Below are 14,929 nucleotides of genomic sequence, written 5' to 3'. Positions count from 1 at the left end.
TGTTTAGAACTGTTGTTATTGCTGCTGTTAATGTTGTTTTACCATGGTCTACGTGACCTATTGTTCCAATATTAATATGTGGTTTTGTTCTCTCAAATTTTGCTTTTCCCATTTTACTTCCTCCTTATATAAGAAATAATTTATTTATCTCCTAATATTTTTTCAGCTATACTATTTGGTACTGGCTCATAATGATCAAATTGCATTGTATAATTACCTCTACCCTGTGTATTTGATCTAAGGTCAGTTGCATAACCAAACATTTCTGCTAATGGAACATATCCATCTATTACCTGAAGTCCATTTCTGCTTTCCATTCCCTCGATTCTACCACGTCTAGAATTAATATCTCCTATTACATCTCCCATATATTCTTCTGGAACTGTTACTTCTACTTTCATAATTGGTTCTAGAAGTACTGGGTTAGCTTTTTCCATAGCTTCTTTAAAGCCCATAGAACCTGCTATCTTAAATGCCATCTCTGATGAGTCTACATCGTGATAAGAACCGTCATATAATGTAACTTTCATATCTAGAACTGGATATCCACCAACTACACCACTATGCATTGCTTCTTGAATTCCTTCATCAACTGCCGGTATATATTCTTTAGGAACTACTCCTCCAACTATCTTATTTACAAACTCATATCCTTTACCTTCATTTGGTTCAACTTTAAGTTTTACATGACCATATTGTCCACGTCCTCCAGATTGTCTTACATATTTTCCTTCAGCTTCCGCTTCAGTAGTAATACCTTCTTTATAAGCTACTTGAGGACTTCCAACATTTGCCTCTACCTTGAATTCTCTAAGGAGTCTATCTACTATAATCTCTAAATGAAGTTCTCCCATTCCCGCTATTATAGTTTGACCTGTTTCTTCATCTGTATGAGTCTTGAATGTTGGGTCTTCTTCAGCAAGCTTTGTTAAAGCTATACTCATTTTTTCTTGACTAGCTTTTGTCTTAGGTTCAATAGCTACATCAATTACAGGTTCTGGAAACTCCATAGATTCAAGTATTATTGGATGTTCTTCATCACATAATGTATCACCAGTTGCAGTAGCTTTAAGTCCTACTGCAGCTGCAATATCTCCAGCATAAACTTCATCAACTTCTTCTCTCTTGTTAGCATGCATTAAAAGAATTCTTCCTATTCTTTCTTTTTTCTTTGTTGCAGAATTATATACATAACTTCCTGATTTTAAGCTTCCTGAATAAACTCTAAAGAAAGCAAGCTTACCAACATAAGGATCTGCCATTATTTTAAATGCTAGAGCTGAGAAAGGTTCATCATCTGATGATTTCCTTTCGCCTTCTTCATCTGTTTCCATTTCTATTCCCTTGATTGGTGGTATATCTAATGGTGAAGGCATATAATCTACAATCGCATCTATTAATGGTTGAACCCCTCTATTCTTATATGATGAACCACATAAAACTGGAGTTATTTCAACTTTTATTGTAGCTTTCCTTATAGCTCTCTTAATCTCCTCAGGAGTGATTTCTTCTCCCTCAAGATATTTAACCATAAGTTCATCATCATGTTCTGCTATCTTTTCTAGCATTTTTTCTCTATATTCATCTGCTAAATCCTTCATATCTTCTGGTATATCTTCTATCTCAAATTTTGAACCTAGCTCATCTTGATAAACTCTGGCATTCATTTCTATAAGATCTACAACCCCTTGGAAATTATCTTCTTTTCCTATAGGCAATTGTACTGGTACAGGAGTAGCATTTAATCTTTCTTCAATCATATTTACTGTTCTAAAAAAGTCTGCTCCCAAAATATCCATCTTATTTATGAAAGCCATACGTGGTACATGATACTTATCTGCTTGACGCCATACTGTTTCAGATTGTGGTTCTACTCCGCCTTTGGCACAGAAAAGTGCTACTGCACCATCGAGAACACGAAGAGATCTTTCTACTTCAACAGTAAAGTCCACGTGTCCTGGTGTGTCTATGACATTGATCCTGTGTTCCTTCCAATGACATGTAGTAGCTGCAGAGGTTATAGTAATTCCTCTTTCTTGCTCTTGTTCCATCCAGTCCATTTGTGCTGAACCTTCATGGGTTTCACCTAGTTTATGAATTTTTCCAGTATAGAAAAGTATTCTTTCTGTAGTGGTAGTTTTTCCAGCATCTATATGAGCCATTATACCTATATTACGAATTTTATCTAATGAAAATTCTCTAGGCACAGTACTCCTCCTTTCTGTATATATCTCATTTTATTTTTTAATCTTCTTATCTATTTTTATTACCATCTATAATGTGCAAAAGCTTTATTTGCTTCAGCCATTTTATGAGTTTCTTCTTTCTTTTTAACACTAGCACCAGTATTGTTTGCGGCATCTAGTATTTCTTTTGCTAATCTTTCAGTCATAGTTTTTTCGCCTCTAGCTCTTGAATATCTAACTAGCCAACGAAGACCTAGTGTTTCTCTTCTTTCTGGTCTAACTTCAATTGGAACTTGGTATGTTGCTCCTCCAATTCTCCTACCTTTAACTTCTAATACTGGCATTATATTGTTCATAGCTTTATAAAAAGTTTCTAAAGGTTCTTCACCTGTTTGTTCTTTCATATATTCAAATGCCCCATATACAATGTTTTGAGAAATACCCTTCTTGCCATCTAACATTACTTGATTTATTAGTTTAGTAACTAATTCATCATTATATAATGGATCTGGCATCACATATCTTTTTATTATATGTCCTTTTCTTGGCACTTCGCTTCCCTCCTTAACCATAAAATAGTATATTCATAGGTACTCGACAAAATGTCTTGCCGCTGTGCCCAAAATGCATATCTATATAAATGGATTTAGTCCAATGCATTCCAGCACTAATTATTTCTTCTTAGGTTTTTTAGCCCCATATTTAGATCTTGATTGCATTCTATCTTCTACACCAGCTGCATCAAGAGCACCTCTTACAATATGGTATCTAACACCTGGTAGGTCTTTAACCCTTCCACCTCTTACCAAAACAACACTATGTTCTTGTAAGTTGTGTCCAATTCCTGGAATATAAGCTGTAACTTCCATTCCATTTGTAAGCCTAACCCTCGCAACTTTTCTTAGAGCTGAGTTAGGTTTTTTAGGAGTAACAGTTTTTACAGCTGTACAAACTCCTCTCTTTTGTGGTGAATTAACATTAGTAGTTCTCTTTTTAAGAGAATTGAAATTCACACCCAATGCTGGTGATTTTGATTTTTCTAAAACATCTTTTCTGCCTTTTCTTATTAATTGATTAATTGTTGGCATCTAGGCACCTCCTTCTACATTGTATATTTATTTTAACAGTGCAGCACTTGCTGCACTAACTTCAATGCCACATGCATTACCTAATTCTTTCATAGTATTTACATAAATTATATCTACAGATTTTTCATTACATAGTTTTTCTATGTCTCTTGTTACTTTATTTTCTGCATCTTTTGCTATAAATACTATATCCACGTCTCCATTTAAAACAGCTCTTTTAACCTGTTTCGTACCTACAATTTTATTCCCATCATTCAACTTTGATAACATAAAGCTTCCTCCTTTATTTAAACATCTTAAATGTTATGTAGAGAAAATCCCTACATAACATTTAAGCTCTTAAGAGTCCACTTATATTTGCACACTTATACATTTTATCATCAGTTTTTTTCACTGTCAACAACATTTTCAATTAATTCTTCATCAATATCTTCAATATTAGGTGAAACTTCAACACTTCTGTATCTTCTCATTCCAGTACCAGCTGGTATAAGCTTACCTATTATTACATTTTCTTTAAGTCCTAGTAAATGATCTTCTTTACCTTTTATAGCTGCCTCTGTAAGAACTCTAGTAGTCTCTTGGAATGAAGCTGCAGACAAGAAAGAATCTGTCGCCAAGGAAGCCTTGGTTATTCCAAGAAGTGCCCTTCTTCCAACAGCCGGTCTTCCTCCATCACTTTCTATTTCCATATTTCTATCTTCAAAATCATGTAGACTTACTAAGCTGCCTGGCAATAAATCTGTATCTCCAGAATCTTCTATTTTAACTTTACCTAACATTTGTCTAACTATTATTTCAATATGTTTATCATCTATATCTACACCTTGAAGTCTATATACTCTTTGTACTTCTTTTACTATATAATTTTGTACTCCATGTACACCTTTAATTTTCAATATATCATGAGGATTTACAGATCCTTCTGTTATTTCATCTCCTGCTTCCACAAAATCCCCATCCCTAACTTTTAATCTGGAACCATAGGTTATATTATAGTTTTTTGATTCTCCATCTTTTGCAGTTATTACTACTTCTTTTTTCTTCTTGGTATCATTGATAGAGACTTCTCCAGAAATCTCAGTTATTACAGCCAATCCTTTAGGTTTTCTTGCTTCAAATAGCTCCTCAACCCTTGGAAGACCTTGAGTTATATCTGCTCCTGCAACTCCACCAGTGTGGAAAGTACGCATTGTAAGCTGAGTTCCTGGCTCTCCTATAGATTGGGCTGCTATAGTACCTACTGCTTCACCTACATTTACTTTCTGACCATTGGCAAGATTTCTACCATAGCATTTTGCACATACTCCATAGCGAGCCTTACATCCAAGTACCGTTCTTACTTTTACTTGTTTAATTCCTGCTTTATCTATTTCATCTGCCATATCCTCTGATATTAATTCATCTTTTCTAGCTAATACTTCTCCAGTATTTGGATCTTTTATATCCTCAAATGGATATCTTCCAATAATCCTATCTCTTAATTCTTCTATTACTTCTTTTCCATCTTTAAAGTCTTTTGCAACCATATATTGATCTGTTTCACAATCTTCTTCTCTTACTATAACATCTTGACTTACATCTACAAGTCTTCTTGTTAAATATCCTGAATCTGCCGTTCTAAGAGCGGTATCAGCAAGACCTTTTCTTGAACCATGAGTAGATATAAAGAACTCTAATACACTTAGTCCTTCACGGAAGTTAGCTTTTATAGGGATTTCTACTGTCTTACCTGAAGCATTTGCCATAAGACCACGCATACCTGCAAGCTGTCTTATTTGGTTTTTACTTCCTCTAGCTCCTGAGTTAGCCATTATATATACATTATTTAACCTATCTAGCCCTTCCATTAGTTCTTTAGTCAATTCATCTGTAGTTTCAGTCCATACTTCTATTACTTTTTCATATCTTTCTTCATCTGAAATAAGTCCTCTTCTATAGGATTTTTCAAATTTATCTACTTTTTCTTCAGCTTTTGCTATAAGTTCCGGTTTTTTAGCAGGTACTGTTATATCTCCCATACTAACTGTTACTGCACCTATAGTTGAATAATGATATCCTACTTCTTTTATATGATCGAGAACTGTAGCAGTTACTGTATTGCCATGTCTTCTATAACATTTTTCAATTATTTTTCCTAACGTACCTTTATCTACTACTCTATCTATTTCAAGAGAATACTTATCTTCATCTCTATTTACATAACCTAGATCCTGTGGAATATTTTCATTGAAAATAAACCTTCCTACTGTGCTTTCAACAAGTTTTCCATGGTCATTTTCATCTAGTTTTCTTCTTATTTTTACTTTAGAATGCACCCCAATTTTATTATTATAATATGCAAGAAGCATTTCTTCATAGTCTTTAAATGTCTTGCCTTCTCCCTTTTTCTTATCTCCTTCTACAGTTAGATAATAACTTCCTAATACCATATCTTGTGTAGGAGTAGTTATTGGTTTACCATCTTTTAATGCCAATATATTATTTACTGAAAGCATTAAAAGTCTTGCCTCTGCTTGTGCTTCCATTGAAAGAGGTACATGGACAGCCATTTGGTCACCATCAAAGTCTGCATTATAAGCTGTACAAACTAATGGGTGAAGTTTTATAGCCTTACCCTCTACTAATACTGGTTCAAAAGCTTGAATACCAAGTCTATGAAGAGTTGGAGCACGATTTAATAGTACTGGATGGTCTTTGATAACAGCATCCAATACATCCCATACTATAGGTTTAACTCGTTCTACCATTCTCTTAGCACTTTTTATATTATGTGCATATTCTTCCTCTACTAATTTTTTCATTACAAAAGGCTTAAATAATTCTAAGGCCATTTTTTTAGGTAGTCCGCATTGATAAAAACTAAGCTCTGGCCCTACAACTATTACTGACCTTCCAGAATAGTCAACTCTTTTTCCAAGTAGATTCTGTCTAAATCTACCCTGCTTCCCTTTCAGCATATCTGATAGAGATTTAAGAGGTCTATTTCCTGGGCCTGTAACTGGCCTGCCCCTTCTTCCATTGTCAATCAATGCATCTACCGCTTCTTGAAGCATTCTTTTTTCATTTCTAACTATAATGTCAGGAGCTCCTAGATCTAAAAGTCTTTTAAGTCTATTATTTCTATTAATTACTCTTCTATATAAATCATTTAAATCGGAAGTCGCAAATCTTCCTCCATCTAGTTGTACCATAGGCCTTAAATCTGGTGGTATAACTGGTATTACATCTAGTATCATCCACTCTGGTTGATTACCTGATTTTCTAAATGCTTCTACAACTTCAAGTCTTCTAATAATCCTAACCCTTTTTTGTCCAGTCGCTTCTTTTAGTTGCATCCTCAAATCTTTTGCCTCTTTATCTAAATCTATTCTCTTAAGAAGCTCTTGTATAGCTTCTGCTCCCATCATTGCCATAAATTCATTTCCATACTTATCTAATGATTCCCTATATTCTGCTTCTGTTAATAATTGTTTTTGGGACAATGGAGTTTCGCCTGGTTCTATTACTATATAGGATGCAAAATAAAGAACTCTTTCTAATGCTCGTGGTGACATATCAAGCATAAGCCCCATTCTACTAGGTATTCCTTTAAAATACCATATATGGGATACTGGGGCAGCTAATTCAATATGCCCCATTCTCTCTCTTCTGACCTTAGCTTTAGTTACTTCCACACCACATCTATCACATACTACACCTTTATATCTTACTCTCTTATATTTACCACAATGACATTCCCAATCCTTTGTTGGACCAAATATTTTTTCACAAAATAATCCTTCTTTTTCAGGCTTTAAAGTTCTATAATTTATTGTTTCTGGTTTCTTTACTTCTCCTTTTGACCATTGCCTAATTTTTTCTGGAGAAGCTAAGCCAATTTTTATTGAATCAAAATTGTTAAGTTCAAACAAGGAGCTTTCTCTCCCTTCCATAGTAAAGTTTTAGACATTATTTCCTTAAAAAACACCTTCACTTTTAAAAAACGCAACAATCTTATTTACTTTCTTCCACTTCTTCTTCCCCAATCATTTCTAAGTCTGCAATATCATCATCTACCGATTCTTTTATTTCAATTTCTGTATCCTCTTCTGTAAGAACTTTTACATCAAGAGCTAAACTTTGCAGTTCTTTTATTAGTACTTTAAATGATTCTGGTACTCCAGGTTCTGGTATATTTTCTCCTTTCACTATTGCTTCATAAGTTTTTACACGTCCAACTACATCATCAGATTTCACAGTTAGTATCTCTTGTAGAGTATGAGAAGCACCATAAGCTTCCAATGCCCAAACCTCCATCTCTCCAAATCTTTGTCCACCAAACTGTGCCTTTCCACCTAATGGTTGTTGAGTTACTAGTGAATATGGTCCTGTACTTCTTGCGTGAATCTTATCATCAACAAGATGATGAAGTTTCAACATATACATATATCCTACTGTAACAGAATTGTTGAAATATTCTCCTGTACGCCCGTCTCTTAGCATTATTTTACCATTTGCAGGATATCCTGCTTCAGTAAGTGCATCTATTATATCTTGTTCATTTGCACCGTCAAATACTGGTGTAGCTACTTTCCAACCTAATTTTTTAGCTGCTAACCCTAAATGCACTTCTAAAACCTGCCCCAAGTTCATACGTGAAGGAACTCCTAATGGATTCAATACTATCTCTACTGGCGTACCATCAGGTAAATAAGGCATATCTTCTTCAGGAAGAATTCTTGAAACTACACCTTTATTTCCATGACGTCCACACATTTTATCTCCTACATTAATCTTTCTCTTAGTAGCTACATAAACTCTCACCATTTGATTTACACCTGGTGGAAGTTCATCTCCATTTTCTCTAGTAAATATTTTAACATCTACAACTATTCCAGTTTCTCCATGAGGCACTCTTAAAGAAGTATCTCTAACCTCTCTAGCTTTTTCTCCGAAAATAGCTCTTAAAAGCCTTTCTTCTGCTGTAAGTTCTGTTTCACCTTTTGGAGTTACTTTTCCTACTAAAATATCTCCGGACTTAACTTCAGCACCAATTCGCACTATACCTCTTTCATCTAGATCTTTCAGCATATCTTCTCCAACATTTGGAATATCTCTAGTAATCTCCTCAGGTCCTAGTTTTGTATCTCTCGCTTCTGATTCATATTCTTCTATGTGGACAGATGTCAATATATCATTTTTTACTGCTTTTTCACTTATAAGTATGGCATCTTCATAGTTATATCCTTCCCAAGTCATAAAAGCTACTAATAGATTTTTCCCAAGAGCTATTTCTCCCATATCCGTACTTGGTCCATCAGCAATAACTGTACCTTCGTTTACTCTTTCACCTTTTTCAACTATAGGTCTTTGATTTATGCAAGTTCCTTGATTGGAACGCTTAAATTTAAGTAATCTATATCTATCTATTTTTCCATCTTCATCTCTTCTTACTAATATCTCATCAGAAGATACTTTTTCTACAAGGCCACTATTTCTAGCTATAACTACTACTCCTGAATCTCTTGCCGCCTTATATTCTATCCCTGTACCTATAATTGGAGATTCAGCTTTTAGTAGTGGAACTGCTTGACGCTGCATATTAGCTCCCATCAAAGCTCTATTAGCATCATCATTTTCCAAGAAAGGAATCATAGCAGTACCTACAGAAACTATTTGCTTTGGTGAAACATCCATGTAACTTACATCTTTGCTAGGGAATATATCTATAACTCCATTTTTACCCCTTGCTATTACTCTCTTATTTATAAATTTACCCTCTTCATCTAATTCTTCATTAGATTGAGCTATAATAAAACCATCTTCTAGATCTGCTGTTAAATACTCAATCTCTTCAGTTACAACACCTCTTTTTTTATCTACTTTTCTATAGGGTACTTCAATAAATCCATATTCATTTATTCTTGCATAAGTTGTAAGTGAAGTGATCAAACCTATATTAGGTCCTTCTGGCGTTTCAATAGGACACATTCTTCCATAGTGGGAATGATGAACGTCCCTAACTTCAAATCCTGCCCTATCTCTGCTAAGTCCACCTGGTCCTAATGCGGACATTCTTCTTTTATGAGTTAATTCTGCTAATGGATTAGTTTGATCCATAAATTGTGATAATTGACTGCTACCAAAAAATTCCTTGATAGAAGCTACTACAGGTCTTATATTTATAAGAGCTTGAGGGGTTGCTACATCTATATCTTGAATAGTCATTCTTTCTCTAACTACTCTTTCCATTCTAGATAGACCAATTCTAAATTGGTTTTGAAGGAGCTCACCAACTGAGCGAAGTCTTCTATTTCCTAAGTGATCTATATCATCTGTGTTCCCCACTCCAAAAAATAAATTAAATTCATAACTAATACTTGCTATAATATCGTCTTTAATAATATTTTTTGGAGATATCTCCCTTATTCTATCTTTTATAGCTTCTCTCAATTCATCTGGTTCTTCACAACTGTCTATTATTTCTTTCATAACGGGATAATAAACTTTCTCCTTAAGACCTAAATCTTCAAGAGAAAAAGGAAGATCAAATGCTTCTACATCAACAAAGTTATTTCCTACTACTCGTACAACTTTATCTTCTCCAACTAATATATCTACTTTATTAATTCCACTGTTTTCAATTTCTATAGCTTTATCTAAATCTACTTTTTCTCCTTCATCTAAAAGAATTTCTCCAGTTTCAGGATCTATGATACTTTCTGCAGTTACATTTCCTACAATTCTATTTCTAAGGCCTAGTTTTTTATTGAATTTATATCTACCTACCTTTGCTAAATCATATCTTTTAGAGTCAAAAAATAGACTATTAATAAGAGATTTTGCACTATCAACGGTAGGTGGTTCTCCAGGTCTTAGTCTTTTATATATTTCTATAAGGGCTTCATCTTCAGTTTTTGTGTTATCTTTTTCTAGAGTTTTTAATACTTCTTCCGTCTCTCCTAAAATTTCCATTATTTCTACATTTCCACTATAACCTAATGCCCTTAATAATGTGGTTATAGTCAATTTTCTTGTTCTATCAACCCTAACATAAACTATATCATTGGAATCAGTTTCATATTCAAGCCATGCACCTCTATTTGGAATAACTGTTGATGAATAGAGTTTTTTCCCAGTCTTATCTATTTCAAAATCATAGTATACACTAGGGGATCTGACAAGCTGGCTTACTACTACCCTTTCAGCACCATTGATTATAAATGTTCCTTTTTCAGTCATTAGAGGGAAATCACCCATGAACACTTCTTGTTCTTTTACTTCTCCAGTGTCTTTATTGATAAGTCTAACCTTTACTTTTAATGGAGCTGAATAATTTGCATCTCTTTCTCTTGCTTCATCTTCAGTATATTTTGGATCTTCCGATATATAATAGTCTACAAATTCTAGTATTAGATTGCCTGTATAGTCTTGGATAGGAGATATGTCTTCAAATACCTCTTTCAATCCCTCTTTTATAAACCATTCATAAGAGCTTTTTTGTACTTCAATTAAATCTGGTAAATCCAATACTTCATCAATCCTTGAATAACTCATCCTAACACCTTTCCCGTATGTTACAGGATGTACCATATATTTTTCACCCCTTATTAAAACTAAAATAGCCAAAAGCAATATGTACTTTTGGTAGTTATTGGCATTCTTTTAAAATGCAGATATTATAGTATTGCCATTTAAATAATATATTATTCATACCCTCCATAACTTCGATTATTATGCATCTAGATATGCTAACATATAAATTAAAATATGTCAAGAATTTTTTTGATTATGTACAATCTAAAGAAGTTTAAAAAAAAGGCTCTCTTTGATGAAAGCCTTTTTAGTTCATTACTTTAGTTCTACAGTTGCACCAACTTCTTCTAGCTTAGTTTTAATTTCTTCAGCTTCTTCTTTAGCTACTCCTTCTTTAACAGCCTTAGGTGCTGAATCTACTAATTCTTTAGCTTCTTTTAATCCTAAGCTAGTAATATCTCTTACAGCTTTAATAACTTTGATTTTTTCAGCTCCAACTTCCTTTAGTACTACATCAAATTCACTCTTTTCTTCTGCTGCTGGTGCTGCTCCACCTGCTGCTGGTGCTGCTGCCATTGCAACTGGTGCTTGAGCACTTACTCCAAATTCTTCTTCTAATTCTTTAACTAATTCTGATAGTTCTAGAACAGTAAGATTCTTTACTTCTTCAATTAAATTTTGAACTTTTTCACTTGCCATTTTTAAAATCCCTCCATAAAGTTTTTTGTTTTATTAAGCTTCTTGCGCTTCTTTATCTTCTTTAATCGCATTTAATGCATATACAAGATTTCTGATATTTCCTTGTAGCACATTGACAAATCCTGAAATTGGACCATTTAATCCTCCAAGAGTTTGTGCAATAAGTACTTCTTTTGATGGTAGATTTGCTAATTCTTTAATTTCATCTAAACCTATTATATTACCATCAACTATACCAGCCTTTACTTCTAAATTATCATGGTCTTTTGAAAATTCATGAGTAATTTTAGCTGCTTTCACTGGATCATCATACCCAAAAGCTATTGCATTTGGACCAGTTAAAAATTCATTAAAGCCTTCAAATCCTGAGTCTTTAAAAGCAAATCTCATTAAAGTATTTTTATATACTTTATAATCTACTCCTGCTTCTCTACATTTACTTCTTAACTCGTCCAATTCATCAACTTTTAGTCCTCTATAATCTACTAGAACTACTGATTGAGCTTTATCCACCTTTTCTTTTATCTCTTCTATTATCTCTTTCTTTCCTTGAAGTACTTGTTCTCTCACAAGCTTCACCTCCTTAAAGATGCCCATATAAAAAGTCTCTCCGCAGACACAGAGAGACATTGATTTCCTAGTTATATAAATTATCTAATCAATCAAAATTCTCACCTCGGTAGGAATATTTAAGCTCATAAGCTCCTACTGTCTACGGCAACTATATTTAATTAACGATAAGTATTATACCATTATTTATCTTCATCGTCAACAAGTGCATCTATAATTCTTTGGGAACTTATTTTAACTCCTGGTCCCATAGTGCTAGATAATGCAACATTCTTTAAATATTTACCCTTTGCTGATGCTGGTTTAGCTTTAATTATAGCATCCATAATAGTTGCAAAATTTTGTCTTAGTTTCTTTGTTCCAAAAGAAACTTTTCCTATAGGAACATTAATTATACTGCTTTTGTCAACTCTATATTCAACTTTCCCAGCTTTTATTTCATCAACAGCCTTTCCAACTTCAAAAGTAACTGTACCTGATTTTGGATTTGGCATCAATCCTTTAGGACCTAACACTCTTCCTAATCTTCCAACAACACTCATCATATCAGGTGTTGCAACTACTACATCAAAGTCAAACCAATTTTCTTTTTGAATCTTCTCTACATATTCATCGCTTCCAACGTAGTCTGCTCCTGCATCTTCTGCCTCTTTAACTTTGTCTCCTTTTGCGAATACTAGAACCTTTCTTGTTTTACCAGTTCCATGAGGTAAAACCACTGCACCTCTAACTTGTTGATCTGCATGTTTTGGATCTACTCCAAGTCTTACTGAAAGCTCTACTGTCTCATCAAAATTTGCTTTTGCAGTTTTCTGAATAAGCTCAATAGCTTCTACTGGTTCATAGTATTTATGCCTATCTATAAGCTTAATACTTTCTTGATATTTCTTACCTCTCTTTGCCATAAAACATACCTCCTAGTGGTTTTAGCGGAAAACCCTCCCACTTAATTTTATATTTTCTTCAATAAATTATTCTTCAACTACAATTCCCATACTTCTTGCAGTTCCTTCTACCATTCTCATAGCAGCTTCAATACTACCTGCATTTAAATCAGGCATCTTTATTTCTGCAATTTCTTTTACTTTATCTTTTGAAATTTTAGCAACCTTAGTTTTATTTGGTTCTCCAGAACCTAATTCAACCCCAACAGCTTTCTTTAATAAAACTGATGCAGGTGGAGTCTTTGTGATAAAAGTAAATGATCTATCTTGATAAACTGTAAGAACAACTGGAATTATCATACCAGCTTGATCTGCAGTCTTCGCATTAAATTCTTTTGTAAATTGCATAATATTTACACCATGAGGTCCTAATGCTGTACCTACTGGTGGTGCTGGTGTTGCCTTTCCTGCTGGAATTTGTAGTTTAACTACGGCTATGACTTTCTTTGCCATTGAATTCCACCTCCTCATTATTCTGTGGTATTGCGGGATAGTCCCTCCCACCTAAAACAGATCTATTTAAAAAAGCCTATTAGCTTTTATAAACTTATTTAAAGTTTTTCTATCTGGTCAAAATCTAGCTCCACAAGTGTTTCTCTTCCAAACATAGAAACAAAAACTTTTACTTTTTTCTTTTCTAGGTTTACATTTTCAACAGTTCCCATGAAATTTTCAAAAGGACCTGATATAACTTTTACTGCATTTCCTTCTTCTAAATCAATATTAGGTAGAATTGTATCTTGAACGCCTAAGGCCCTTACTTCCTCATCCGACAGAGGAACAGGCTTAGAACCAGGCCCAACAAATCCGGTAACTCCTCTTGTATTTCTAACTAGATACCAAGATTCATCATTGATTATCATTTTTAAAATAACATATCCTGGAAACATCTTTCTTTCCTTAACTTTTTTCTTTCCAGACTTAGCCTCAATATATTCTTCAGTAGGAACTATTACTTCAAATATATCATCTTTCATTCCTCTATTTTCTACCATTTTTTCAATATTAGCTTTTACTTTATTCTCATGGCCAGAATAGGTATGAACTACATACCATTTAGCTTTTTTAGATCTCTCTATTCTATTTTCATCTTTTTCATTTCTATCCATCATAAGTACGAGGACCCTCCTTGGTATTGGTCCTTCCCTCCTTCATATCATTACTTTATTATAAAAGATAATAATCGATGGATTCCCAAGTCTAAAACCCAAACTACCAATCCAAATACTAAACACATGAATATTACTACACCAATATAGTCAATTGTTTCTTTTTTAGTAGGCCACATAACTTTTTTTGTTTCAGCTTTTACCCCTTTAAAATAAGTACCTACTTTTCCTTTTTTAGAACTAGTTTGAGCAGACATTTAATTCACATCCTTACCTTTTTTTCTTATACATTACCTAGTTTCTTTGTGTAATGTATGTTCCTTACAAAACTTACAATATTTTTTAAGTTCTAGTCTTTCACTATTATGATTTTTATTCTTAGAAGTATTATAATTTCTTTGTTTGCATTTAGTACAAGCCATTACTACCTTGTCTCTCACTAGGGACACCTCCTACATAAAAGTGTATATATGAATGTGGTAGATTCCGCATATAGAAACCCACTATTAAACCATTACTTTACTTAATATAAACTATCATAAATCAAATACTATGTCAATAAAAAATTTGACAACATAGAAACCTCATAGTATATATGAGTTTGCCCAATAAATGAATATTTTAACATTTATTTACCTGCTGTAATTTTTTCTTGAAAAAAGACTAGGTCAAAAAGACCCAGTCTTTTTTTTCATCTTATGCAATAATATTAGTAACAACTCCAGAACCTACTGTTCTTCCACCTTCACGAATTGAAAATCTTAATCCTTCTTCTATAGCTATTGGTGTTATTAGTTCAATTGTGAATTTAGCGT

15 protein-coding genes and 1 other annotated feature are annotated in these 14,929 nt (G+C 33.6%); all 15 genes read right to left on the bottom strand.

From position 1 onward, the window contains the following. The coding region (locus NSA23_RS16250) for a GTP-binding protein (RefSeq protein ID WP_257490758.1) at positions 1–112 on the bottom strand (112 nt) is incomplete at its 3' end. A gap of 28 nt (positions 113–140) precedes the next feature. Further along, positions 141–2,207: an elongation factor G gene (gene fusA, locus NSA23_RS16245; RefSeq protein ID WP_042682353.1), complete on the bottom strand. Its 2,067-nt coding sequence runs from the start codon at positions 2,205–2,207 to the stop codon at positions 141–143. A 59-nt stretch (positions 2,208–2,266) separates the two neighbouring features. Next, positions 2,267–2,737, bottom strand: coding sequence for a 30S ribosomal protein S7 (gene rpsG / locus NSA23_RS16240; RefSeq protein WP_075052127.1), 471 nt, complete (start codon positions 2,735–2,737; stop codon positions 2,267–2,269). A gap of 120 nt (positions 2,738–2,857) precedes the next feature. Further along, positions 2,858–3,274 (bottom strand): 30S ribosomal protein S12, encoded by a 417-nt coding sequence (gene rpsL / locus NSA23_RS16235; RefSeq protein WP_042682359.1) that lies wholly within the window; start codon positions 3,272–3,274, stop codon positions 2,858–2,860. A 27-nt stretch (positions 3,275–3,301) separates the two neighbouring features. Continuing rightward, the gene (locus tag NSA23_RS16230; protein WP_042682361.1) at positions 3,302–3,544 is read right to left on the bottom strand and encodes a ribosomal L7Ae/L30e/S12e/Gadd45 family protein; all 243 of its coding nucleotides are present in this window, start codon (positions 3,542–3,544) and stop codon (positions 3,302–3,304) included. A 110-nt stretch (positions 3,545–3,654) separates the two neighbouring features. Continuing rightward, on the bottom strand, positions 3,655–7,209 hold the full coding sequence (gene rpoC, locus NSA23_RS16225; RefSeq protein ID WP_187116676.1) for a DNA-directed RNA polymerase subunit beta': 3,555 nt from the start codon (positions 7,207–7,209) through the stop codon (positions 3,655–3,657). A 61-nt stretch (positions 7,210–7,270) separates the two neighbouring features. Next, the gene (rpoB, locus tag NSA23_RS16220; protein ID WP_081915247.1) at positions 7,271–10,849 is read right to left on the bottom strand and encodes a DNA-directed RNA polymerase subunit beta; all 3,579 of its coding nucleotides are present in this window, start codon (positions 10,847–10,849) and stop codon (positions 7,271–7,273) included. Positions 10,850–11,107: 258 nt separating this feature from the next. Continuing rightward, the gene (gene rplL / locus NSA23_RS16215; protein ID WP_042682365.1) at positions 11,108–11,491 is read right to left on the bottom strand and encodes a 50S ribosomal protein L7/L12; all 384 of its coding nucleotides are present in this window, start codon (positions 11,489–11,491) and stop codon (positions 11,108–11,110) included. Between the two features lie 33 nt (positions 11,492–11,524). Beyond that, the gene (rplJ, locus tag NSA23_RS16210; protein ID WP_042682369.1) at positions 11,525–12,061 is read right to left on the bottom strand and encodes a 50S ribosomal protein L10; all 537 of its coding nucleotides are present in this window, start codon (positions 12,059–12,061) and stop codon (positions 11,525–11,527) included. A gap of 19 nt (positions 12,062–12,080) precedes the next feature. Further along, positions 12,081–12,227 (bottom strand) — a sequence feature (ribosomal protein L10 leader region). Between the two features lie 16 nt (positions 12,228–12,243). Next, complete coding sequence (rplA, locus tag NSA23_RS16205) at positions 12,244–12,966, bottom strand: 50S ribosomal protein L1 (protein ID WP_042682371.1); 723 nt, start codon at positions 12,964–12,966, stop codon at positions 12,244–12,246. Positions 12,967–13,032: 66 nt separating this feature from the next. Then, positions 13,033–13,458 (bottom strand): 50S ribosomal protein L11, encoded by a 426-nt coding sequence (gene rplK, locus NSA23_RS16200; protein ID WP_042682373.1) that lies wholly within the window; start codon positions 13,456–13,458, stop codon positions 13,033–13,035. Between the two features lie 98 nt (positions 13,459–13,556). Further along, entirely contained in the window at positions 13,557–14,117 is a 561-nt protein-coding gene (gene nusG / locus NSA23_RS16195) for a transcription termination/antitermination protein NusG (RefSeq protein ID WP_246119216.1), read from the bottom strand. Positions 14,118–14,164: 47 nt separating this feature from the next. Next, positions 14,165–14,371 (bottom strand): preprotein translocase subunit SecE, encoded by a 207-nt coding sequence (gene secE / locus NSA23_RS16190; RefSeq protein WP_042682375.1) that lies wholly within the window; start codon positions 14,369–14,371, stop codon positions 14,165–14,167. A 33-nt stretch (positions 14,372–14,404) separates the two neighbouring features. Next, a complete protein-coding gene (gene rpmG, locus NSA23_RS16185) occupies positions 14,405–14,554 on the bottom strand; it encodes a 50S ribosomal protein L33 (RefSeq protein ID WP_042682377.1) in 150 nt (49 codons plus the stop codon). 256 nt (positions 14,555–14,810) lie between these two features. After that, positions 14,811–14,929, bottom strand: a 119-nt coding sequence (locus NSA23_RS16180) for an EF-Tu C-terminal domain-related protein (protein ID WP_257490783.1), incomplete at its 5' end; no start/stop codon positions are given.

It is taken from the genome of Anaerosalibacter massiliensis (assembly GCF_024623155.1).
Lineage (GTDB): Bacteria > Bacillota > Clostridia > Tissierellales > Sporanaerobacteraceae > Anaerosalibacter > Anaerosalibacter massiliensis.
Note: the sequence above shows the minus strand (reverse complement) of the source record. Positions and strands in the feature narration are given on the sequence as shown.

Excerpts from the sequence above, each read along its gene's own strand:
- rplK (WP_042682373.1), bottom strand. The coding sequence starts at position 13,458 with ATGGCAAAGAAAGTCATAGCCGTAGTTAAACTACAAATTCCAGCAGGA.
- NSA23_RS16230 (WP_042682361.1), bottom strand. The coding sequence starts at position 3,544 with ATGTTATCAAAGTTGAATGATGGGAATAAAATTGTAGGTACGAAACAG.
- secE (WP_042682375.1), bottom strand. The coding sequence starts at position 14,371 with ATGTCTGCTCAAACTAGTTCTAAAAAAGGAAAAGTAGGTACTTATTTT.
- rplL (WP_042682365.1), bottom strand. The coding sequence starts at position 11,491 with ATGGCAAGTGAAAAAGTTCAAAATTTAATTGAAGAAGTAAAGAATCTT.
- rpsL (WP_042682359.1), bottom strand. The coding sequence starts at position 3,274 with ATGCCAACAATTAATCAATTAATAAGAAAAGGCAGAAAAGATGTTTTA.
- rpoB (WP_081915247.1), bottom strand. The coding sequence starts at position 10,849 with ATGGTACATCCTGTAACATACGGGAAAGGTGTTAGGATGAGTTATTCA.
- nusG (WP_246119216.1), bottom strand. The coding sequence starts at position 14,117 with ATGATGGATAGAAATGAAAAAGATGAAAATAGAATAGAGAGATCTAAA.
- rpoC (WP_187116676.1), bottom strand. The coding sequence starts at position 7,209 with ATGGAAGGGAGAGAAAGCTCCTTGTTTGAACTTAACAATTTTGATTCA.
- rplA (WP_042682371.1), bottom strand. The coding sequence starts at position 12,966 with ATGGCAAAGAGAGGTAAGAAATATCAAGAAAGTATTAAGCTTATAGAT.